The sequence below is a fragment of the Mycobacterium sp. NGS61 genome (assembly GCF_059812325.1).
The window spans coordinates 39562-60930 of record NZ_JCALCL010000017.1 but is presented as its reverse complement, the minus strand read 5'-3'; the positions used below and the strand labels follow the sequence as shown (position 1 = coordinate 60930).

The 21369-nt window shown below is 67.4% G+C and carries 17 protein-coding genes and 2 pseudogenes; 14 read left to right on the top strand and 5 right to left on the bottom strand.

Annotation, left to right across the window (positions count from 1 at the left end):
- Positions 1 to 78: 78 nt before the first annotated feature.
- Positions 79 to 990 (bottom strand): oxygenase MpaB family protein, encoded by a 912-nt coding sequence (locus tag AC5Y3Z_RS23980; protein ID WP_463828704.1) that lies wholly within the window; start codon positions 988 to 990, stop codon positions 79 to 81.
- Between the two features lie 95 nt (positions 991 to 1085).
- On the opposite strand from AC5Y3Z_RS23980, the gene AC5Y3Z_RS23975 reads away from it, so the two are divergent.
- Positions 1086 to 1751, top strand: coding sequence for a TetR/AcrR family transcriptional regulator (locus AC5Y3Z_RS23975; protein ID WP_463828703.1), 666 nt, complete (start codon positions 1086 to 1088; stop codon positions 1749 to 1751).
- Between the two features lie 10 nt (positions 1752 to 1761).
- Here AC5Y3Z_RS23975 and AC5Y3Z_RS23970 read toward each other — a convergent pair whose 3' ends face one another.
- A complete protein-coding gene (locus tag AC5Y3Z_RS23970; RefSeq protein ID WP_463828702.1) occupies positions 1762 to 2346 on the bottom strand; it encodes a VOC family protein in 585 nt (194 codons plus the stop codon).
- A 64-nt stretch (positions 2347 to 2410) separates the two neighbouring features.
- Here AC5Y3Z_RS23970 and AC5Y3Z_RS23965 point away from each other — a divergent pair, with 64 nt between their 5' ends.
- The 3 genes from AC5Y3Z_RS23965 to AC5Y3Z_RS23955 are packed head-to-tail and all read left to right on the top strand — an operon-like array spanning position 2411 to position 6385.
- Positions 2411 to 3040 carry a TetR/AcrR family transcriptional regulator gene (locus tag AC5Y3Z_RS23965; protein WP_473140244.1) on the top strand — a complete coding sequence of 210 codons (630 nt, stop codon included), beginning with the start codon at positions 2411 to 2413 and terminating at the stop codon, positions 3038 to 3040.
- Entirely contained in the window at positions 3037 to 4152 is a 1116-nt protein-coding gene (locus tag AC5Y3Z_RS23960; protein WP_473140237.1) for an alpha/beta hydrolase family protein, read from the top strand. The genes AC5Y3Z_RS23965 and AC5Y3Z_RS23960 overlap by 4 nt, the downstream gene beginning before the upstream one ends.
- A gap of 58 nt (positions 4153 to 4210) precedes the next feature.
- Positions 4211 to 6385, top strand: a complete 2175-nt coding sequence (locus tag AC5Y3Z_RS23955) for an acyl-CoA dehydrogenase family protein (RefSeq protein WP_473140236.1) — start codon at positions 4211 to 4213, stop codon at positions 6383 to 6385.
- Between the two features lie 312 nt (positions 6386 to 6697).
- On the opposite strand, the pseudogene fadD2 reads toward AC5Y3Z_RS23955, so the two are convergent.
- Positions 6698 to 8359, bottom strand: a pseudogene (fadD2, locus tag AC5Y3Z_RS23950) (long-chain-fatty-acid--CoA ligase FadD2); the annotation flags it as partial.
- A 68-nt stretch (positions 8360 to 8427) separates the two neighbouring features.
- On the opposite strand from fadD2, the gene ligD reads away from it, so the two are divergent.
- The 10 genes and pseudogenes from ligD (at position 8428) to AC5Y3Z_RS23900 (ending at position 18377) form a co-directional block, all read left to right on the top strand.
- Complete coding sequence (gene ligD, locus AC5Y3Z_RS23945; RefSeq protein ID WP_473140235.1) at positions 8428 to 9657, top strand: non-homologous end-joining DNA ligase; 1230 nt, start codon at positions 8428 to 8430, stop codon at positions 9655 to 9657.
- A 32-nt stretch (positions 9658 to 9689) separates the two neighbouring features.
- Positions 9690 to 10667, top strand: a complete 978-nt coding sequence (locus tag AC5Y3Z_RS23940) for an ABC transporter substrate-binding protein (RefSeq protein ID WP_473140234.1) — start codon at positions 9690 to 9692, stop codon at positions 10665 to 10667.
- A gap of 87 nt (positions 10668 to 10754) precedes the next feature.
- The gene (locus tag AC5Y3Z_RS23935) at positions 10755 to 11411 is read left to right on the top strand and encodes a 5-oxoprolinase subunit B family protein (RefSeq protein WP_473140233.1); all 657 of its coding nucleotides are present in this window, start codon (positions 10755 to 10757) and stop codon (positions 11409 to 11411) included.
- Between the two features lie 11 nt (positions 11412 to 11422).
- The gene (locus tag AC5Y3Z_RS23930) at positions 11423 to 12301 is read left to right on the top strand and encodes a 5-oxoprolinase/urea amidolyase family protein (RefSeq protein WP_473140232.1); all 879 of its coding nucleotides are present in this window, start codon (positions 11423 to 11425) and stop codon (positions 12299 to 12301) included.
- A 29-nt stretch (positions 12302 to 12330) separates the two neighbouring features.
- A pseudogene (locus tag AC5Y3Z_RS23925) lies at positions 12331 to 12863 on the top strand (GNAT family N-acetyltransferase).
- Between the two features lie 133 nt (positions 12864 to 12996).
- On the top strand, positions 12997 to 14403 hold the full coding sequence (locus tag AC5Y3Z_RS23920; protein WP_473140231.1) for a nitrate/nitrite transporter: 1407 nt from the start codon (positions 12997 to 12999) through the stop codon (positions 14401 to 14403).
- 176 nt (positions 14404 to 14579) lie between these two features.
- Entirely contained in the window at positions 14580 to 15989 is a 1410-nt protein-coding gene (locus tag AC5Y3Z_RS23915; protein ID WP_463828693.1) for a nitrate/nitrite transporter, read from the top strand.
- A 34-nt stretch (positions 15990 to 16023) separates the two neighbouring features.
- Positions 16024 to 17169 carry a uroporphyrinogen-III synthase gene (locus AC5Y3Z_RS23910; RefSeq protein ID WP_473140230.1) on the top strand — a complete coding sequence of 382 codons (1146 nt, stop codon included), beginning with the start codon at positions 16024 to 16026 and terminating at the stop codon, positions 17167 to 17169.
- Positions 17166 to 17903, top strand: a complete 738-nt coding sequence (locus AC5Y3Z_RS23905; protein WP_473140229.1) for a sirohydrochlorin chelatase — start codon at positions 17166 to 17168, stop codon at positions 17901 to 17903. Before AC5Y3Z_RS23910 ends, AC5Y3Z_RS23905 begins: the two co-directional genes overlap by 4 nt.
- Positions 17904 to 17927: 24 nt before the next feature.
- Entirely contained in the window at positions 17928 to 18377 is a 450-nt protein-coding gene (locus AC5Y3Z_RS23900; protein WP_463828690.1) for a TetR/AcrR family transcriptional regulator, read from the top strand.
- Positions 18378 to 18387: 10 nt separating this feature from the next.
- On the opposite strand, the gene nirD is transcribed toward AC5Y3Z_RS23900, so the two are convergent.
- Both nirD and nirB read right to left on the bottom strand, forming a co-directional pair.
- On the bottom strand, positions 18388 to 18753 hold the full coding sequence (nirD, locus tag AC5Y3Z_RS23895; RefSeq protein ID WP_473140228.1) for a nitrite reductase small subunit NirD: 366 nt from the start codon (positions 18751 to 18753) through the stop codon (positions 18388 to 18390).
- Between the two features lie 15 nt (positions 18754 to 18768).
- Positions 18769 to 21309 carry a nitrite reductase large subunit NirB gene (gene nirB / locus AC5Y3Z_RS23890; protein WP_473140227.1) on the bottom strand — a complete coding sequence of 847 codons (2541 nt, stop codon included), beginning with the start codon at positions 21307 to 21309 and terminating at the stop codon, positions 18769 to 18771.
- Between the last annotated feature and the right edge of the window lie 60 nt (positions 21310 to 21369).

The following is a 21369-nucleotide window of genomic DNA, read 5'->3' as shown; positions in this document are numbered from 1 at the left end:
GCAGCGTGCGTCAGGCGGTATTCGTCGCCGACCGGCAGGCGTCGACGTCCGCGTTCCTGCCGTGGGGCCGACGGCCGGCTACACCAGGGGACGACCGGCCTTGATTCGGCGGTCGAGATCCCACAGCAACACGTTGAACGGGAACTGCCGGACGACGCGCGGCAGCAATCCGTTGCCGATGCGCACCACCGTCATCAGCTGGTCGAACAGCAGTTGCCGGGTGCGGTCCCACGGGAAGCCCATCTCGTCCCGGAACTTCTGCGGCAGGAATCCGGTGGTGATCAGCAACGCGAGACTTTCCGGGAGCGCGGTCACCACGCCCGGCAGGGGCAACTTCTTCAGGCGCGCGACGGCGATCGGGTACAGGTACTCCCGTACCGCGTCGTCGATGTGCACCAGCTCCAGTGATTCCTGCCAATACCGGTCAAAAGCGGCCCGGTCGGCCGGCCACATCTCCGGCGGCACCTGCAACGTGGTGCCCAGGTTCATGCCCTCGCGGTAATGACGCTCGGCGTCGGCTTCGCTCAGTTCCCCGACGAACGTGCGGTGCACATCCACCGCGCCCTTGTACAGGCAGGCAGCCACCCACAGCTGCAGGTTCGGATCGAAGGCGTTGTACTGCACCGGGCTGTCCGGTGCCGAGCGAATCTGGGCGTGTACCCGGTTGACCGCGCGCCGGTAGGCCGCCTTCTGGCTGTCACTGCCGGCGGTGGCGACCGCCAGATAGGTGAATGTGGTGCGGGCCCGCTTGATCGGGTGCAGATCTACCCGCCCGCTGTCGACCGGGCTCTCCATCACGCCGTAGCCGACTCCGGGCCGCGCCAGCTGCATGATCACGTTGGCCGGTCCAGCCAGCAGCGCGACGCCCATCATGCCTTCGTCGATGCCCGGCCGGCGCTTAGGGACGGATCTTCGATCCCTGCGAGCCGGCTCCGCGATGGTCCGCTCGACGTGTTGCAGGGGCTTAGCTACCCCTTCGAGGATGGCCATTCCACGACCTTTCCGGTCCCGCGGGGTCCGCTAATTGTGCGTACCCGTGTTTCCAGATATTTGTCGGTACCTGGCCGCGGTGTCAATATGAACTGATGGCTTTGGATAGTGGGGGGGTGCCCGCCCGGCCGTACCGCGGCGTCGGGGCGGCAGCTCGGTTCGCCGAGCGACGCCAGAAATTGCTGACAGCCGGTCTCGATCTGCTCGGTGCAGATCAGCAAGACCTGTCCGCGGTGACGGTGCGCGGTATCTGCCAACGGGCGGGTGTCGCCACCCGCTACTTCTACGAGAACTTCACTGACAAAGACGAGTTCATCGGCGCGGTGTTCGACTGGATCATCGCCGACCTCGCGGCACAGACGCAGGCCGCGGTACTCACTGCACCCATACAGCAACAGACCCGGGTCGGGCTGAGCACCATCGTGCGCACAATCGCCGGCGACGCCCGGATCGGCCGGTTGATCTTCAGCAACAAACTCACCGACCCTGTCGTCATCCGCAAACGAGCGGAGTCCACCGCCCTGTTCGCACTGCTGTCCGGTCACCATGCGACGACCGCCCTGCACATCGGCGCCAACGAGCGCATCAAGATGGGTGCCCACTTCGCGGTGGGCGGGGTCGGGCAGGCGATCAGCGCCTGGCTGACCGGTGACGTCCGCCTCGACCCGGACGAACTGGTCGATCAACTGACGTTGCTGGTCGGCGAACTGACCCACCCCAGCCTGTACGGACTGTCGGGACGAGCCGACGCCGCCACCTGAGCGGCCTCGCTCATACCACCCCGGCCGTCACCGGCGGGCGGCGGTCGGCCGCCGTCCGGGGCACCGCCGGCGTGTCCGCCTCGTTGAATTCCCTGACCCAGCAAGCGAATTCCAGCATGATGCCGTCGGGATCCAGAAAGTAGAAGGAGCGTACGTACACGCCGGGATGCACGGTCGCCGAAACCTGCATAGGGCTCTCGTCGTGATTGAGCACCGGTCCGACCCGCACGCCTTTGTCCTTCAGCCGCTGCCGGTAGGCATCGAACTGCTCTGCCGGCACGTGGAACGCGAGGTGGTTCATGGTGCTCACCGCGCTGGTGATGTCACCCAAGCCCGGCAGCGCTCCGGGCGAGCTCAGTCCCGGGACCCGGTCGGCGGCCTCGGCGAACCAGAAGAACGCGACGCAGTCGCCGTTGCCGGCGTCGAAGAAGAAGTGCTGGCCGGCACCCCCGGGCAGGTCGAGCGACTTGATCAGCGGCATGCCCAGCACGTTGCTGTAGAAGTCCACCGTGCGCGCCATGTCCGAGCACACCAGCGCGACGTGGTTGATCCCGCCGAGTTCGAATTCGGTGTTGGGGTTGTTCGGCTTGATCATGATGCGTCTCCCTACCTAAGATCCAAACCTGAATCTAACATCAGATTCAGGTTCCGGGGAGGTGCTGGTGACGGCGGCGCAACAGGCAGATCCCCAGTACCCCACCGACCGCGGCCGGCGGACCCAGGCCGCCATCGATGCCGCAGCCCGAAAAGTGATCGCGCGCAAAGGAATTCTGGCGACGACCATCGCCGACATCACCACCGAGGCCGGACGCTCGGCGGCGTCGTTCTACAACTACTACGACTCCAAGGAAGCGATGGTGCGCCAGTGGGCGCTGCGCTTCCGGGACGAGGCCAACGAGCGGGCCATGGCGGTGACCGAGCACGGCCTGTCGGACCGCGACCGTGCCCACCAGGCGGCCGCCGCGCACTGGCACACCTACCGGCACCGGTTGGCAGAAGTGATCAGCGTCTCCCAGTTGGCGATGGTCAGCGAGGATTTCGCGCGGCATTGGGCCGAAATGTGTTCCATCCCGCTTTCATTCATTGCCGAGTCGGTCAGACGTGCTCAGCAGCAAGGGTTTTGCCCCGACGACGATCCGCAACTCATCGCCGAGGCGATTGTGGCGATGTTCAACCAGTTCTGCTACATCCAGCTGACCCGTCACCAGGTTCCGGACGACGAGGCGTGCATCCGGACGCTGGCCAACATCTACTATCGCGCCATCTACAGCGAGAAGGACCGCTCTTGAGTGAGATCGTCCGCGAGTTCCTCGGACTGACGTCCCCCACCGGAGCGCGGGCCGGCGCCGGCGGTCATCCCTGCCAGGGCCTCTACCACCACGCCGCCGGCCACCGTCCGAAAGTGGCGATGATCGCGACGCACTACCAGATCGACTTCGCCGAGCACTACATCGCCGAATACCTGGCCGCCCGCGGCATCGGGTTCCTGGGCTGGAACACCAGGTTTCGGGGTTTCGAAAGCAGCTTCGTGCTCGACCACGCACTCGTCGACATCGGGGTGGGGGTGCGTTGGCTGCGCGACGAAGCCGGAGTGGACACCGTGGTGCTACTGGGCAACTCAGGTGGCGGGTCACTGATGGCGGCCTATCAGTCCCAGGCGGTGGATCCGAATGTGACTCCGCTGCCGGGCATGCGGCCCGCCTCCGGTGTCACCGAACTCTCCGCCGCCGACGGCTACGTCGCCACCGCGGCCCACCCGGGCCGCCCGGATGTGCTGACCGCCTGGATGGACGGTGCCGTCGTCGACGAAAACGATCCCGTCGCAACCGATCCCGATCTGGACCTGTTCGACGAGAACAACGGGCCGCCGTATTCAGCGGAGTTCGTCGAGCGCTACCGGGCCGCTCAGGTGGCGCGCAACCACGCGATCACCGGCTGGGCCGAGTCCGAGCTCAAACGTGTTGGCGCCGCAGGCTTTTCGGATCGCCCGTTCACCGTGCAGCGCACCTGGGCCGATCCGCGCATGGTTGACCCGAGTATCGAACCGACCAAGCGGCAGGCGAATTCGTGCTATGCCGGTACCCCGGCGAAGGCCAATCGCTCCGCGCGGGGCATCGCCGCGGCCACCACGCTGCGTAATTGGCTGGGCATGTGGAGCCTGCGGGTGGCGCAGACCCGCGCCGAGCCGCACCTGGCCCGCATCACCTGTCCGGCGCTGGTGATCAACGCCGAGGCCGACACCGGCGTCTTCCCCTCGGATGCGGGTCGCATCTACGACGCGCTGGCCGCAACCGACAAGACACGCGTCGCTATCGACAGCGACCACTACTTCACCACGCCCGGTGCCCGCGATGAGCAGGCCGACACCATCGCGGACTGGATCGCCAAACGCTGGCCGTGAGATCCACCCAACCGACCGGTTGTTAGCTTGGTAGAAACCGCGCACGGGAAGGCGACCAATGCCGATCGCAATCAGCCCTGAACATCAAGACCTGGCCGACTCGGTGCGGTCCCTGGTGGCGCGGGTGGCGCCGTCGGAGGTGCTGCACGAGGCCATGGAAACTCCGGTTTCCAACCCGCCCCCGTACTGGCAGGCCGCCGCGGACCAGGGTCTGCAGGGAGTGCACCTCGCTGAAGCGGTCGGCGGCCAGGGCTTCGGTGTCCTGGAGCTGGCCATCGTGCTCGCCGAGTTCGGCTACGGCGCAGTACCCGGGCCGTTCGTGCCGTCGGCGATCGCCAGTGCGCTGATCGCCGCGCACGATCCCAAGGCGGCTGTGCTCACCGAGCTGGCCAGCGGGGCGGCCATCGCCGCCTACGCGCTGGATTCGAGCCTGACCGCAACGCGGCACGGCGACGGCCTGGTGATCCGTGGCGAAGTGCGCGCCGTACCCGCCGCCGCACAGGCCGCCATCCTGGTGCTGCCGGTAGCCATCGACAGCGGCGAAGAGTGGGTGGTGCTGCGGTCCGATCAGCTCGAGATCGAGCCGGTGGCGAGCATCGACCCGCTGCGTCCCATCGCCCACGTGCGGGCCAACGCCGTCGAGGTCGGCGACGACGTGGTGCTGGGCAACCTGAGCATGACCACCGCCCACGCGCTGATGACCACGCTGCTGTCCGCGGAGGCGGTGGGCGTGGCGCGCTGGGCGACCGACACCGCCTCCGGCTACGCCAAGATCCGCGAACAGTTCGGCCGGCCGATCGGTCAGTTCCAGGCCATCAAGCACAAGTGCGCGGAGATGATGGCCGACACCGAACGCGCCACGGCGGCGGTGTGGGACGCAGCACGCGCCCTGGACGGTGCCGACGAGCACGTCCCGTTCGCCGCGGCGGTGGCGGCGACCCTGGCACCGGCCGCGGCGCAGCGGTGCACCCAGGACTGCATCCAGGTGCACGGCGGCATCGGGTTCACCTGGGAGCACGACACCAACGTCTATTACCGCCGGGCGCTGCTGCTGGCCGCCGGTTTCGGCCGCAGCTCGGAGTACCCGCAGCGGGTGGTGGACACCGCCACCACCACTGGAATGCGGGCGGTGGACATCGATCTGGACCCGGAAACCGAGCAGTTGCGTGCCGAGATCCGGGCCGAGGTGGCCGCGTTCAAGGACATGGACCGCGCGGAACGCACCGTCGCGATCGCCGAGGCCGGCTGGGTGCTGCCGTATCTGCCCAAGCCGTGGGGCCGGGCGTCCAGCCCCGTAGAGCAAGTGATCATCGCCCAGGAGTTCACCGCCGGGCGGGTGAAACGGCCGCAGGTCGGCATCGCCGCGTGGATCATCCCGTCGATCGTCGCGTTCGGCACCGAAAAACAGCAGCAGCAGTTCCTGCCGCCCACTTTCCGCGGCGAAATGGTCTGGTGCCAGCTGTTTTCCGAGCCCGGCGCGGGCTCCGATCTGGCCGGGTTGTCGACGAAGGCGACCCGGGTCGACGGTGGTTGGCGCATCACCGGCCAGAAGATCTGGACCACGGCGGCGCAGTTCTCGCAGTGGGGTGCGCTGCTGGCGCGCACCGACCCCAGCGCGCCGAAGCACAACGGCATCACCTATTTCCTGCTGGACATGAAAAGCGAAGGCGTGACGGTCACACCGCTGCGTGAGCTCACCGGGCAGGAGTTCTTCAACACCGTCTACATCGACGACGTCTTCGTGCCGGACGAGTGCGTACTGGGCGAGGTGAACCGGGGCTGGGAGGTCAGCCGCAATACCCTTACCGCCGAACGGGTTTCGATCGGCGGCAGCGACCTGAACTTCTTGGCCAGCCTGCCGGCGTTCGTCGAGTTCGTGCGCGACGGCCACTTCGACCAGGCCGCCCGGCAGCGGGCCGGTCAGCTGATCGCCGAAGGGCACGCCGCCAAGGTGCTCAACCTGCGCTCCACGCTGCTGACGTTGGCGGGCGGCGATGCCATGCCCTCGGCCGCGATATCCAAACTGCTCTCGATGCGCACCGGCCAGGGCTACGCCGAATTCGCGGTGTCGTCCTTCGGCTCGGATGCGGCGATCGCCGATCCTGAACAGCCGCAAGGCAAGTGGGGCGACTATCTGTTGTCCAGCCGAGCCACCACCATCTACGGCGGCACCTCGGAGGTCCAGCTGAACATCATCGCCGAGCGGCTGCTCGGCCTGCCCCGCGACCCGTAACGACTTGGGGACACTCCCATTCGAGCGTGAAGCTACGGCGTCCGGAGTGAACAGGTGGCGGGATTATTTTGCCGAATTTCCCGCCGTGCCTTCACTCGCAACGCCGCAGCGTCACTCGGCTTTGGCCTTGTCGTCTTCGGCCTTGTCGTCGTCGGCCTTGTCGTCGTCGGCCTTGTCGTCCGTTGCCTCGTCGCCCTCGGCTTTGTCGCCGTCCGCGGAGTCCTTGTCCGAACCCTTCTTCGAGCCCTTCTTATCGGACTTCTCGTCCAGGTCCTTGGCCTTCTCCTTGGCCTCGTCCTTGTCGTCGACGTCCAGCTCGCGCAGCTCGCGCTTGAGGATCTTGCCGGTGGGGTTGCGCGGCAGCTCGTCGAGGAAGATGACCTCCCGCGGCACCTTGTAGCGGGCCAACTCCTCTTTGACGTGCTTCTTGAGGGTGTCCTCGTCGACGTCGGAGCCGTCCTTCTTGACCACGAAGGCGCGCAGCCGGTGCCCGTACTCTTTGTCCTCGACACCGATCGCGGTAGCTTCCACCACCTCCGGATGTCCACTGAGGCAGTCCTCGACCTCGGCCGGGAACACGTTCTCGCCGCCGGAGACGATCATCTCGTCGTCGCGGCCGCTGACGAAGAGCAGGCCTTCTTCGTCGAAGTAGCCGACGTCACCCGAGGACATCAGGCCGTCGATGATCTCCTTGTGGCCGCCGCCGGTGTAGCCCTCGAACGGGAACGCGTTGCCGACGAAGATCCGCCCGACCTCGCCCTGCGGCTTCTCCTTGCCGTTGTCGTCGAGAATCTTGACCTTGACGCCCTTGACCACCGGACCGCACGTGGCCGGGTTCTTCTCCAGGTGCTTGGGCTCGGCGATGGTGGCGAACGCGATCTCGGTGGACCCGTACATGTTGTAGATCACCGGACCGAAATCCTTCAGCGCGCGGCTGGCCAGTTCCCCACCGAGCTGCGACCCGGACACGAAGATGATCTTGAGCTTCGACAGGTCCGGCTTCTCGTCCATCTCCTCGATCGCGTCGAGCAGCCGCGTCAACATCACCGGCACCACCACCATGGCGGTCGCGCCGTGCTTCTCCAGGTCCTTGAGCACCAGCGGCGGCTTGAACTTGCGGCGCAGCACCAGCGTGGAGCCCAGGAACATCGCGATGGTGGCGTGCAGGAATCCCAGCGCGTGGAACATCGGCGCCGGCAGCGAGGTGATCTCGTTGGCCTTGAACGGGACGTGCGACAAGATGCCGCCCACCGGGGCCAACGTCGGCGGCGTGCTGCGATTGGCGCCCTTCGGGGTGCCGGTGGTGCCGCTGGTCAGGATGATGATCGAGGCGTGCTTGGCGGCCTTCGGCGCCGGATCCTTACTGCTGCGCTCGATCAGGTCGGCCAGCGTCTCGTCCTCGCTGCCGGAGTCCTCGTCGCTGTCCGGGTTGGTGCCCAGCGCCCGCAGGAAGCCCAGCTCCGGCTTGGCCTTGCTGACCACCTTGGTGTACTCGTCGTCGTAGATGATGATCTTGGCGCCTTCGCGCTCGGAGACCTCTTTGACCTGTGGCCCGGAGAACTCGCTGTTCAACAGGATGATGCGGGCACCGACGCGGGCCGCACCGAAGTAGGCGACGAGGAACCAGCGGCTGTTGCGGGCCAGGATCGCGACGCCGTCGCCGGCTTTGACGCCTTTGTCGATCAAGCCGTTGGCGACGGCGTGCGCGGCATCGTCGAGTTCCTTGAAGCTGAATTCGCCGTCTTCGTCGATGCACGCCGCGCGGTCCGGGGTGCGGGCGGCATTCAGGGCGGGCAACATGCCGAACTCGCCCCATTTGACCAGGCCGGTGGCCAGCGCGGCATAGTTCTGCGGCGGTTCCAGCCGGAATGCGCCCGATTCAAAAATCTTGCGCACGTAATGCAGTTCGGCTGCGCCGCGTTCCACGTACTGCTGAAGTTTTCCGACCCCGGGTACATCGCTCAGGCTAGGCATGGTCCTCACCATATGTGACGGAGGTCGCAATGCGACCAGTGGTTTCCCCCGAATTACCATCAATTTCCATGACCAAACCCGTGTCGCTGGAAGTGAGCGGCCGCCCGGTCACCGTCACCCACCCGGACAAGGTCGTCTTTCCCGACCCGGGCATCACCAAAATCGAGCTGGTCCGGTATTACCTGAGCGTGGCCGACGGCGCCCTGCGTGGCGTGCGGGGTCGGCCGATGATCCTCAAACGGTTCGTCAAGGGCATCACCGAGGAGGCGGTGTTCCAGAAACGCGCTCCCGCCAACCGACCGGACTGGGTGGACGTGGCCACCCTGCGTTACGCCTCGGGCACCTCCGCCGACGAGGCGGTCATCCACGACGCCGCCGGTCTGGCGTGGGTGGTCAACCTGGGCTGCGTGGATCTCAATCCGCATCCGGTGCAGGCCGACGATCTCGATCATCCCGACGAGCTGCGCGTCGACCTGGATCCGATGCCCGGGGTGTCCTGGTCGGGCATCGTCGATGTGGCGCTGGTGGCACGCGAGGTGCTCGAAGACCACGGTCTGACCGCGTGGCCCAAGACCTCCGGGTCGCGGGGTTTTCACATCTACGCCCGGATCCACCCACACTGGCCGTTCGCCAAAGTGCGGTTGGCCGCGCAGACCGTGGCCCGCGAAGTCGAACGCCGCGTGCCCGACCTGGCGACCAGCCGGTGGTGGAAAGAGGAACGCGAAGGCGTATTCGTCGACTTCAATCAGAACGCGAAGGACCGCACGGTCGCCTCGGCGTATTCGGTGCGTGCCACCCCCGATGCCCGGGTGTCCATGCCGCTGCGCTGGGACGAGGTCGCCGATTGTCGGCCCGAGCGGTTCACCGTGCGTACCGTCCCGGATCGGTTTGCCGCGCAGGGCGATCCCTGGGCCGGCATGGACGATGCGAAGGGCGGCCTGGACAAGCTGCTGGCGCTGGCCGACGAGCTCGGTCCACCGGAGAAAGCACCCAGGGGCGCCGGCAAGAGCGGCCGGCGGCAGTCGGTGATGCCGCTGATAGAGGTCGCCCGGACCAAGACCCGGGACGAGGCGATGGCCGCCCTGGACACCTGGCGCGCCCGCCATCCGGCCGCGGCTGAACTTCTGCAGCCCGCCGACGTCCTGGTCGACGGGATGCGCGGACCCAGCTCGATCTGGTACCGGATCCGGATCAACCTGCAGCACGTGCCCGCCGCGGCCCGCCCGCCGCAGGAGGAACTGATCGCCGACTACTCCCCCTGGGTGGGACACACGCCCAAGCAGCGGCCACGCGACTGACGGCCGAGGAAGACACGCGCTACTCTCACGCTGTGACCGGGCTGAGTCGACGCGGATTCCTGCAGGTTGCCGCGGCGTCCGGGCTGCTCGCGGCGTGTTCGGACCCGAAGCCGAAGCCGGGCACCCCCGGCGGCGGGTCGGTCACCGTCACCCACCTGTTCGGCGAGACCGTCGTCAAGGAGCCGCCCAAGCGGGTGGTCAGTGCGGGCTACACCGAGCAGGACGATCTGCTGGCGGTGGGTGTGGTGCCCATCGCGGTGACCAACTGGTTCGGTGATCAGCCCTTCGCGGTCTGGCCGTGGGCCCAACCCAAACTCGGCGCGGCGCAGCCCGCCGTGCTGACCCTGGACAACGGGATTCAGGTCGATCAGATCGCCGCACTCAAGCCCGACCTGATCGTGGCGACCAACGCGGGCCTGGACGCCGACACCTATCAGAAGCTGTCGGCCGTCGCCCCGACTATCGCGCAGTCCGATGGCGACGCGTTCTTCGAACCGTGGCAGGACCAGGCCGCCGCGATCGGTCAGGCCGTCTTCCAGGCCGACCAGATGAAGTCGTTGGTGGACGCCGTCAAGGCCGGGTTCACCGATGTCGGCCAGAAGAATCCCTCCTGGAAGGGCAGGAAGGCGCTGCTGATGCAGGGCCGGATGTGGCAGGGCACGGTGGTGGCGACCGCGGAAGGCTGGCGCACCGACTTCCTCACCCAGATGGGCCTGGTCATCTCCGACGGCATCAAGGCGTACACCACCGACCACCGCGCGCTGATCCCTCGCGATCACATCAAGGACGTGCTCGATTCAGCCGATGTGGTGATCTGGTGCACGGAGAGTCCGGAGGAACAGCAGGCGATTCTGGCCGATCCCGAGGTGGCGGCAGCGCAGAACACCGCCCGCCAGCGCCATCTCTTCACCGGCAAGGACCTGGCCGGCGCCATCGCGTTTGCGTCGCCGCTGAGTTATCCCGTCGTCGCCGATCAACTTCCCCCGCAGCTCGGTAAAATCCTGGGCTGATTGAGTATTCGCTAAGGCACCTCTGGCAGTGCTCCACATTCAGTGCCGAGTGCCCGACGGCGGCGTTACCGTCGAATTATGACTGTGATGGAGATCACTACCATCGAGGGGGACCGCGACCTGCCCGACGCCGTGGTGGACTACGGCGACCAGGCGTTGCTGGTGCAATGTGCTTGCACCGCTGACGTTTTGGCGTGGGCCGAGGCACTGCGTGCGGCGCGGCTGCCCGGTGTCGTCGACATCGTCCCGGCCGCGACCACGGTGCTGGTCAAGCTCGACGGGCCGCGGCGGCAGGCGATCACCCGGCAGCGGTTACGCACGCTGCGCATCACACCTGGCGCGCAGCCGCACCCGCACCAGGCGACGCGCGAAGTCGTCATCGACGTCGGCTACGACGGCCCCGATCTGGCCGAGGTCGCCGAACTCACCCGGCTCAGCGCGGCCCAGGTGATCGACGCCCACACCAGCACCCGGTGGCGGGTGGGCTTCAGCGGATTTGCACCCGGGTTCGCCTACCTGATCGGTGGTGACGAACGGCTGCGGGTACCGCGACGCCCGGAACCGCGGTCCGCGGTCCCGGCCGGATCGGTGGGACTGGCCGGCGAATTCAGCGCGGTTTACCCGCGGCGATCGCCCGGCGGGTGGCGACTCATCGGTCGCACCGATGCGGTGCTGTGGGACATCGACCGACCGGACCCGGCCCTGCTCACCCCGGGCACGTGGGTCCGGTTCCGGGCCGTGTGACGGAGGTCGGCATGGACACGGACACCACCCTGGAAATCCTGCGCACCGGGCCGCTGGCGGTCATCCAGGACCTCGGCCGGGCCGGGCTGGCCCACCTCGGCGTCGGCCGCTCCGGGGCCGCTGACCGTCGGTCCCATACCCTGGCGAACCGGCTGGTCGCCAACCCCGACGACCGGGCCACCGTCGAAGTCACCTTCGGCGGCTTCTCGGCCCGGGTGCGCGGCGGCGACCTGGACATCGCCGTGACCGGCGCCGACACCGAGCCGACGGTAAACGGAAAAGTATTCGGCACCAACAGCATTCAGCATGTACGCGACGGCGAGGTGATCTCGCTGGGCACTCCGCGCACAGGCCTTCGCACCTATCTGGCGGTGCGCGGGGGCATCTGCGTCACACCGGTGCTGGGCTCGCGCAGCTACGACGTGATGTCGGCGATCGGACCGCTGCCGCTGCAGGCCGGCGACGTGGTGCCGGTCGGCGAACACACCGACGACTACCCCGAGCTCGACCAGGCGCCCGTCGCAGCGATCGACAACCACCTGGTCGACATCATGGTGGTGCCCGGGCCGCGGGACGACTGGTTCGTCGATCCCGACGCCCTGGTGCACACCGTCTGGATGGTCTCGGATCGCAGCGACCGGGTGGGCATGCGCCTCGAGGGTCGCCCCATAGCGCACCGCTGGCCGGACCGGCAGCTGCCCAGCGAGGGCACCACCCGTGGCGCAATCCAGGTGCCGCCCAACGGATTACCGGTCATCTTGGGTCCCGATCACCCGATCACCGGCGGTTACCCGGTGGTCGGCGTCGTGGTCGACGAGGACATCGACAAGGTCGCCCAGGTGCGGCCCGGCCAGTACGTACGTCTGCACTGGGCGCGGCCCCGGTCGTGACGGCGGCTGGATCCTGGTAGACAAGGACGGTGCACACCGCACGCCTGGTCCACACCGCTGATCTCGACGACAGAACCCGGCACAGCGCCTGCCGGATGGTCACCGAGGCATTCGACGGTGACTTCGCCGAGACCGACTGGGAACATGCGCTGGGTGGCATGCACGCATTGATCTGGCACCACGGCGCGATCATCGCGCACGCCGCGGTGGTGCAGCGCCGGTTGCTCTACCGGGACCGCGCGTTGCGCTGCGGCTACCTCGAAGCTGTTGCGGTACGCGAGGATTGGCGTGGCAAGGGCCTGGTGACGGCCCTGCTGGACGGCGCCGAACAGGTGCTGCGCGCGCCTACCAGCTCGGTGCGCTGAGCTCGACCCTCGCGGCTCGCGGACTGTATGCCGCCCGCGGCTGGGCGCCGTGGCTCGGTCCGACGTCGGTGCTGGCCCCCGCGGGTCCGACCCGCACACCTGACGACGACGGCACGGTGTTCCTGCTGCCGGTGAGTGTGACCCTGGACACCTCCGCTGAGCTGATGTGCGACTGGCGCGACGGCGACGTCTGGTAGTCCTCACACGGTCACCGGCACGATGGTGAGCGGAAGTTCACCGCCCGGGGTCACTGCGGGAAGCGCCCGGGCAACAAAGGATTTCTAGCGTGGCGACCAGGTCTGCAACAGGTCAAGCCATGAGGAGTCCTTCGTGTTCGCCAAGCTCACGCGCCGTTCACACACCCTTTCCGACTGGGATCCCGAGGACGTGGCGGCGTGGGAAGCCGGCAACAAGCACGTCGCGCGCCGCAACCTGATCTGGTCGGTGGCCGCCGAACACGTCGGCTTCTCCGTCTGGTCCATCTGGTCGGTGATGGTGCTGTTCATGCCCGCCTCGGTGTACGGCTTCTCCGCGGGCGACAAATTCCTGCTGGGCGCCACCGCGACCTTGGTGGGCGGCTGCCTGCGGTTTCCCTACACCTTTGCCACCGCCAGATTCGGCGGCCGCAACTGGACCATCTTCTCCGCGCTGGTGTTGCTGGTCCCCACCGTCGGCAGCATCGTGTTGCTGGCCCACCCAGGTCTACCGCTGTGGCCGTATCTGGTGTGCGCCGCGTTGGCCGGTCTCGGTGGCGGCAACTTCGCCTCGTCGATGACCAACATCAACGCGTTCTATCCGCAACGGCTCAAGGGCTGGGCGCTGGCCCTCAACGCCGGCGGTGGCAACCTCGGCGTCCCGATGATCCAGCTGGTCGGACTCCTGGTGATCGCCTCGGTCGGCGACCGCGAACCCTATTGGGTATGTGCGATCTACCTGGTATTGCTGGGCGTCGCAGGCATCGGCGCGGCCCTGTACATGGACAATCTGACCCAGTTCAGCATCGAGATGCACACCATGCGTGCGGTGTTGGCCGAACCGCACACCTGGGCAATCGCGCTGCTGTACATCGGCACCTTCGGTTCCTTCATCGGCTTCTCCTTCGCTTTCGGCCAGATGTTGCAGATCAACTTCGTCGCCGGCGGGCAGAGCACCGCCCAGGCTGCCCTGCACTCGGCCCAGATCGCCTTCCTGGGGCCACTATTGGGCTCGCTGTCCCGCGTGTACGGCGGCCGGCTGGCCGACCGCGTCGGCGGCGGGCGGGTAACCCTGGGTGTCTTCTGCGCGATGATCCTGGCCGCCGGAATCCTGGTCAGTGTCAGCACTTTCGGCGCACACCGCCATGGACCTGTGCCCTCGGCGGTGATGGCCGGCTATGTCATGGGCTTCGTCGCCCTGTTCATCCTGTCCGGGATCGGCAACGGCTCGGTCTACAAGATGATTCCGTCGATCTTCGAAGCGCGCAGCCATTCCCTTTCGCTCGCCGAGACGCAGCGCCGCCAGTGGTCGCGCTCCATGTCGGGTGCCCTGATCGGTTTCGCCGGGGCCATCGGCGCGCTGGGCGGGGTGGGCGTCAATCTGGCTCTGCGCCAGTCGTATCTGAGCAGCGGCACCGCCACGTCAGCCTGCTGGGTCTTCGTCGTGTTCTACGTCGGTGCCGCACTGCTGACCTGGGTGGCCTACGTCCGCAAGCCCCTTCGGGCCACTGGTCACCCGCGCGCGGGCCTGGCCTATGTATAGCGACGTCGCTCGGACTATCAGTGTCCTGCCAGAGAACTGAGACTCAACTTTCAGGCGATATCGGCCCTGTGGAGTTGACTGGTTTACGCCACCGATGTGAGCATCGAAACCGACAGCGGCGCAAGCCTCTTGAGCTGACGGCGCCGCCACGTGCGCCTGGAAAGGTGCACATCCTGATGGGTCGCGAGCATCACCTCACCGACTGGAATCCTGAAGACGTCACGGCGTGGGAAGCCGGCGACAAAGCGGTCGCTCGCCGCAATCTGCTGTGCACCATGGCCGGTGACCACGTCGCCTTCTCGATATGGTCGCTGTGGTCGGTGATGGTCCTGTTCATGCCCACAGCGGTCTACGGCTTCTCGGCCGGGGACAAGCTGCTCCTGGGCGCGACAGCGACCCTGGCCGGCGGCTGTGCGCGCATCCCCTACACGTTGGGGATCGCCCGATTCGGTGGCCGCAACTGGACCGCGTTCTCGGCCTTTGTGCTGCTGATACCGACCGCGGCCACCATCGTGTTGCTGGCCAATCCGGGCCTGCCGCTGTGGCCGTACGTGGTGTGCGCGGCACTGACCGGACTGGGCGGCGGCAACTACGCGGCATCGCTGGCGAACGTCAACGTGTTCTATCCGCAGCGCCTCAAGGGTGCGGCGCTGGCGGTCAACGCCGGAGTCGGCAACCTCGGCGTGGCGGTGATCCAGCTCGTCGGGCTGCTCGCCCTGGCCACGGCCGGTCACCAGGCACCGTACTGGGTATGTGCGATCTACCTGGTGCTGCTGGCGATCGTGGGTGTCGCCGCGACCTTATCGATGGACAGCGTCGAACACGGCGTGCAGGTAAAGACCATGGGGGCTGTGCTCTTCGTCCGGCACACCTGGGTGATCTCGCTGCTCTACATCTGCACCTTCGGTTCGTGGATCGGGTTCGCGTTCACGTTCGGTCAGGTGTTGCAGGTCAACTTCGAACACCACGGTGAAACCGCCCGGCACGCTTCGCTGCACGCCGCGCAAATCGCCTTCGTCGGACCGCTGTTGGGTTCGCTGGCACGCATCTACGGGGGCCGGTTGTCCGATCGCATCGGCGGCGGCCGGGTCACCCTGGCCGTGCTGGGCGGCATGATGCTGGCCGCCGGTGCACTGGTGACGCTCAGCAGTCGTTCCGAAAACCAGTCCAGTACAGACACTTTCATGGTGGCCGGCTATGTGTCGGGCTTCCTGGCGCTGTTCATTCTGGCGGGCATGGGAAACGGCTCGGTGTTCAAGATGATCCCCTCGATCTTCGAGGCACGCAGCCGCGCACTGGAGGTGAGCGAGGCCAACCGCCGCGAATGGTCCCGCGCCATGTCGGGATCGCTGATCGGGTTCTGCGCCGCGGTCGGCGCACTCGGCGGCGTGGGCATCAACCTGGCACTGCGCGAGTCCTACCTGCGCACCGGCAGCGAAACGCTGGCCTACTGGGCTTTTCTGGTCTGCTATGCGGTGGCCGCGTGGCTCACCTGGGCGATGTACGTGCGACGTCCGGCCACCGCGGTTCCGGCGGCTGTGACCGAGAACGCAGGTGAGGGCAATGCCGCAGCAATTGCCAGGTAACGTCCCGGAAACTTGCGGGGCATACACAACTGGTATGGCCCAGAAGCCTTCTGTGCCACTGAGTGGCTACCGGATTGCCGTGACCTCAGCTCGTCGTTCCGAGGAGCTGTGTGCGTTGCTGCGCAGACACGGGGCCGAGGTCTACAGTGCGCCCGCGATCAACATGATCGCCCTGCCGGACGACGATGAACTGCACAGCAACACCCAGTCCCTGATCGCCGACCCGCCCGACATCCTGATCGCACACACCGGTATCGGTTTCCGCGGCTGGGTCGCCGCCGCCGAAGGCTGGGGGCTGGCCGCTGAACTCCTCGACTCGTTGGCGCGCGGGCGGGTCATCTCCCGCGGACCCAAGGCGACCGGGGCGCTGCGCGCAGCGGGACTGCGGGAGGAGTGGTCACCGGATTCCGAGTCCTCGCAAGAGGTCCTGGACTACCTGCTCGACACCGGGGTGGACGGCAAACGCATCGCGATCCAGCTGCACGGTGCCGCCGACGGGTGGGATCCGTTCCCCGAATTCCTCGCCGGCCTGGAGGCCGCCGGTGCCGAGGTGATTCCGATCCGGGTATACCGTTGGAAGCCAACGCCTTTGGGCGGGGATCTGGACCAGTTGGTCACCGGCATCGCGCGGCGCCAGTTCGACGCGGTCAGCTTCACCTCGGCCCCGGCGGCGGCGGCGGTTTTGGAACGCAGTCGCGAACTGGACATCGAAGAACAGGTGCTCGATGCGCTGCGCAGCGGCGTGCACGCGATGTGTGTCGGCCCGGTGACATCCCGGCCCCTGATCAGGCGGGGTGTGCCGACCTCGTCGCCGGCACGGATGCGGCTGGGCGCCTTGGCCCGTCACATCGCCGAGGAGCTGCCGACATTGGGCTCGTGCAGCGTGCAGGCCGCCGGCCACCTGGTCGACATCCGGGGCACCTGCGTCCTGGTCGACGGCTCGGTCAAAACGGTGTCCGGATCGGGAATGGCCATCCTGCGCGCCCTGGCCCATCGCCCCGGCGACGTCGTCGCGCGCACCGAGCTGCTGCGCGTGCTACCGGGCAACGGCTACGACACCCATGCGGTGGACACCGCGGTGCTGCGGCTGCGAACTGCACTGGGCGACAAGAACATCGTCGCGACAGTAGTCAAACGCGGTTACCGGTTGGCCCTCGACAACGAACACGACGCCGCATGAACCTGGTCCTGGCGGCGCACGGCACCCGCCGGTCCGCGGGCGTCGCGATGATCGGCGACCTCGCGGCCCGGGTGGGTGAACTCCTGGACCGCAGCGTGCATGTCGCGTTCGTCGACGTGTTGGGACCCACGCCCAGCGAAGTGCTGTCGCGGCTGGCCGACCGGTCGCCGGACTGCCCGCCGGTCATCGTGGTGCCGGCGTTCCTGTCCCGCGGCTACCACGTCCGCGCAGACCTACCGGCCCACATCGCGGCCAGTGGCCACCCGCACGTGACCGTCGCCACGGCTCTGGGCCCGGGTCCGGAGATCATCGCCGTGCTCGGCCAGGTGTTGCAGGAATCCGGTTGGCGTCCCGGCGATTCGGTGATCCTCGCCGCGGCCGGTACCTCCGACGCCCGGGCCCGTGCCGACCTGCGTTGCGCGGCCGCGTCGTTGTCGGCACTCATCGGGTCGTCAGTCGAGTTGGGATTCGCCGCCGTCGGCGCACCGACGGTATCCGACGCAGTCGCCGATGCGCGCCACCGGGGCGCCCGCCGCGTGGTGCTCGCGTCCTACCTGCTGGCCGACGGGCTGTTCCAACAACGGTTGCACTGCAGCGGCGCTGACCTGGTGACGCCCCCGCTGGGCACCCATCCCGGATTGGCCCGCCTGGTGGCGAACCGGTTCCGCAGGGTGCTGCCGCTCGCAAAGCGCTGCCGACCGGGCGCCCCCACACCGGCGCGGCTTGATCTTTAGTGATATCCAGGTAATCCTGGCACCATGGCCCGTAACGAAGAGCCCTCCCGCGGGCTCCTCGACCCGGTGGCGAAGATGCTGCGTTTACCCTTCGCCACACCGGAGTTCATCGATCGGATCGTCACCGGCAGTGTCAATCAGGTAGGCAGGCGCACGCTCTACATGCTCATCACGACGTGGGATGCGGCCGGCGGGGGTCCGTTTGCTGCCAGCGCGATCGCGTCCACCGGGCTGGCCAAGACCGCCGAGATCGTGCAGTCCATGTTCATCGGGCCGGTATTCAATCCGCTGCTGAAGACGCTGGGGGCGGACAAGGTGGCGGTTCGGGCTTCGCTGTGCGCCTCGCAGCTGGTGGGGCTGGGCATCATGCGCTACGGGGTGCGTTCCGAGCCGTTGCACTCGATGACGGTGTCGCAGGTCGTCGACGCGATCGGGCCGACGATGCAGCGTTACCTCGTCGGCAAAATCGACTGAACCAGAGGTTCTAGGCCGCCAACCGCGCGGCAAACCGACCGATCTGAATGCGACCGTCGGCCGTCAGCCGCACCGGGTAGACCGGCACCGACACCGCGGGGTCGTCCAGGCAGCTGCCGTCGTCGAGCGCGAAAGCCTGCTTGAGAATTGGTGATTGGACCATGGCGCGGCCACCGCGGTCCCCGACGATGCCCCGGGACAGCACGGCGGCGCCGGAGAACGGGTCGACGTTGCCCAGGGCATGCACCGATCCATCGTCAAGGCGGAACAAGGCGGCCTGGTTGCCGTCGTCGAGCAGCACGCCCACCCCGCGGCCGGGGATCAGGTGCGCGTAGTCGCAGGCTGTGGTCCAGACTCGAATATCGGTGCGGCTCATCAGTTTTCTCCTTGCTCAGCGGATCCGCGGGAAGCCCAGGACTACCGGCACTTTGCGACCGGCCCGTTCGGTGAATACCACCGTGTCGTCGACGGCGTCCGGGGCGTTGACGAAGGACACAAACCGCGACATCTTGTCCGGGTCCTCCAATACGCCTTTCCATTCACACTTGTAGTTGTCGACGTGACGTTCGACCGCGGCCTCGAATTCTGCGGCCAGGCCCAGCGAGTCGGCGCAGACCACCTCCCGCACGTGGTCCAGACCCAGTGCTTCCACCCACGGCGCGGTGCGCTGCAGCCGGTCGGCGGTGCGGATGTAGTACATGAGAAACCGGTCGATATAGCGGACCAGTGTCGCGGTGTCCAGATCGCCGGCCAGCAGTTGGGCGTGCCGGGGGGTCATGCCCCCATTGCCGCCCACGTAGAGGTTCCACCCCTGCTCGGTGGCGATCACGCCGACGTCCTTGCCGCGCGCCTCCGCGCACTCGCGGGCACAGCCCGACACGCCCAACTTGATTTTGTGCGGCGCCCGCAGCCCCCGGTAGCGCAGTTCCAGGTCGATGGCCAGCTGCACCGAATCCTGCTGTCCGTACCGGCACCAATCGCTGCCCACGCAGCTCTTCACGGTGCGCAAGGCTTTTCCGTAGGCGTGCCCGGACTCCATGCCGGCGTCCACCAGGCGCTTCCAGATCGCGGGCAACTGGTCCACCCGCGCGCCGAACATATCGATGCGCTGGCCGCCGGTGATCTTGGTGTACAGCCCGAAGTCCTGGGCGATCTGCCCGATCAGGATCAGATGCTCGGGTTTGATGTCGCCACCGGGTACCCGCGGTACCACCGAGTAGCTGCCGTTCTTCTGGATGTTGGCCAGAAAGTGGTCGTTGGAATCCTGCAGCGAGGCCTGCTCACCGTCCAGGATGTGGTCCGAACCGGTGGAAGCCAGGATCGAGGCGACCACGGGTTTGCAGATGTCGCAACCTTTTCCGGTGCCGAAGCGCTGCAGCAGCCCGGAGAAGGTGCGGATCTCGGTGGCCGCGATGATCTGGAACAGTTCGGCCCGCGACTGGCTGAAGTGCTCGCAGAGCGCCTTGGACTGCGCCACACCCTCGGCCTCCAGCAGCTGCTTGAGCAGCGGCACACACGACCCGCACGAGGTACCCGCTGCCGTGCAGGCCTTCAAGGCGGGGACGTCGGCACAGCCGTCGGCGATGGCGCACTTCAGGTCACCCTTGGTGACGTTGTTGCAGGAGCAGATCTGCGCGGATTCGGGCAGTGCCCCGATGCCCGGGGCGCCGGCACCGTCCCCGGAGCCGGCGGGTGCGATGAATGCCATGGGGTCTCCGGGCAATTCACTGCCGACCAGCGGTCGCAGCACACCGTAGGAGGACGCATCGCCGACCAGCACTCCGCCGAGCAGGGTCTTGGCGTCGTCGGAGAGCACCAGCTTGGCGTAGGTGCGGTTCACCGCGTCGTTGACGACGACCTCGAGGCAGTTCGGGGTGGTGCCCATCGCATCGCCGAAGCTGGCGACGTCGACCCCGAGCAGCTTGAGTTTGGTGGACAGATCCGCCTCGGGGAATTCCGCGACCCCGTCGAGCAGTCGGTCGGCCACCACCTCGGCGCTGGTGTATCCGGGCCCGACCAGGCCGTAGCACTTACCGTCGATCGCAGCGACCTCGCCGATCGCGTAGATGTCGGGATCGCTGGTGCGGCAGGACAAGTCGGTGAGGACGCCGCCACGCGGCGCGATCTGCAGCCCGGACGCGCGGGCCAACTCGTCCCGCGGGCGGATGCCGGCGGCGAAGATCAGCACGCCGGCGTCGATGACGTGGCCGTCGGACAACCGCACCCGCATCGAATCACCCTCGGCCTCAATCGATTCGGTGCCGGTGCCGACATGGATCTCGATACCGAGATCGCCGATCATCCTGGCCAGCAGGGCGCCGCCGGCCGCGTCGATCTGCTGGGCCATCAGCCGGGGCATCATCTCGACGACATGCGTCGGCATGCCGAACTGGCGCAACGCATTGGCGGCTTCCAGGCCCAGCAGGCCGCCACCGATCACGACGCCGGCGCTGCCGCGTCCCGCGGCCACGGCGTGCCGGGCGCCGGCCCGGATGGCATCGAGGTCGTCCAGCGTGCGGTAGACGTGACAGGACGGCAGGTCGTGGCCGGTCACCGGCGGGACGAAGGCATAGGACCCGGTGGCCAGCACCAACGCGTCGTAGTCGTGCCGCCGGCCGTCGGCGGTCACCACAGCCTTTGCCGCGCAGTCGATCTCGACGACGCGGGTGTTCAGCAGCAGTTGCACCGCGTTGTCGCCGGCGTAGTCATTGCCGGGCAGCGCCAGCAGGCTGCGGTCCCAGTTCTCGGTATAGGACGTCAGGCCGACTCGGTCGTAGGCGGCGTCGGCTTCCTCGGCCAGCACGGTGATGTTCCAGGCGCCGTCGATGTCGCGGGCGCGCAACGCCTCGACGAACCGGTGCCCCACCATGCCGTGGCCGACCACCACCACCTGCCGGGTGGCAGGGCGCACGGACGTTCCGGCTGCAGGCATGTCCCCGACCTTACGAAGGTGATGTTGCCGAAAATGACGCCGAATGTGACGCGCGCATCA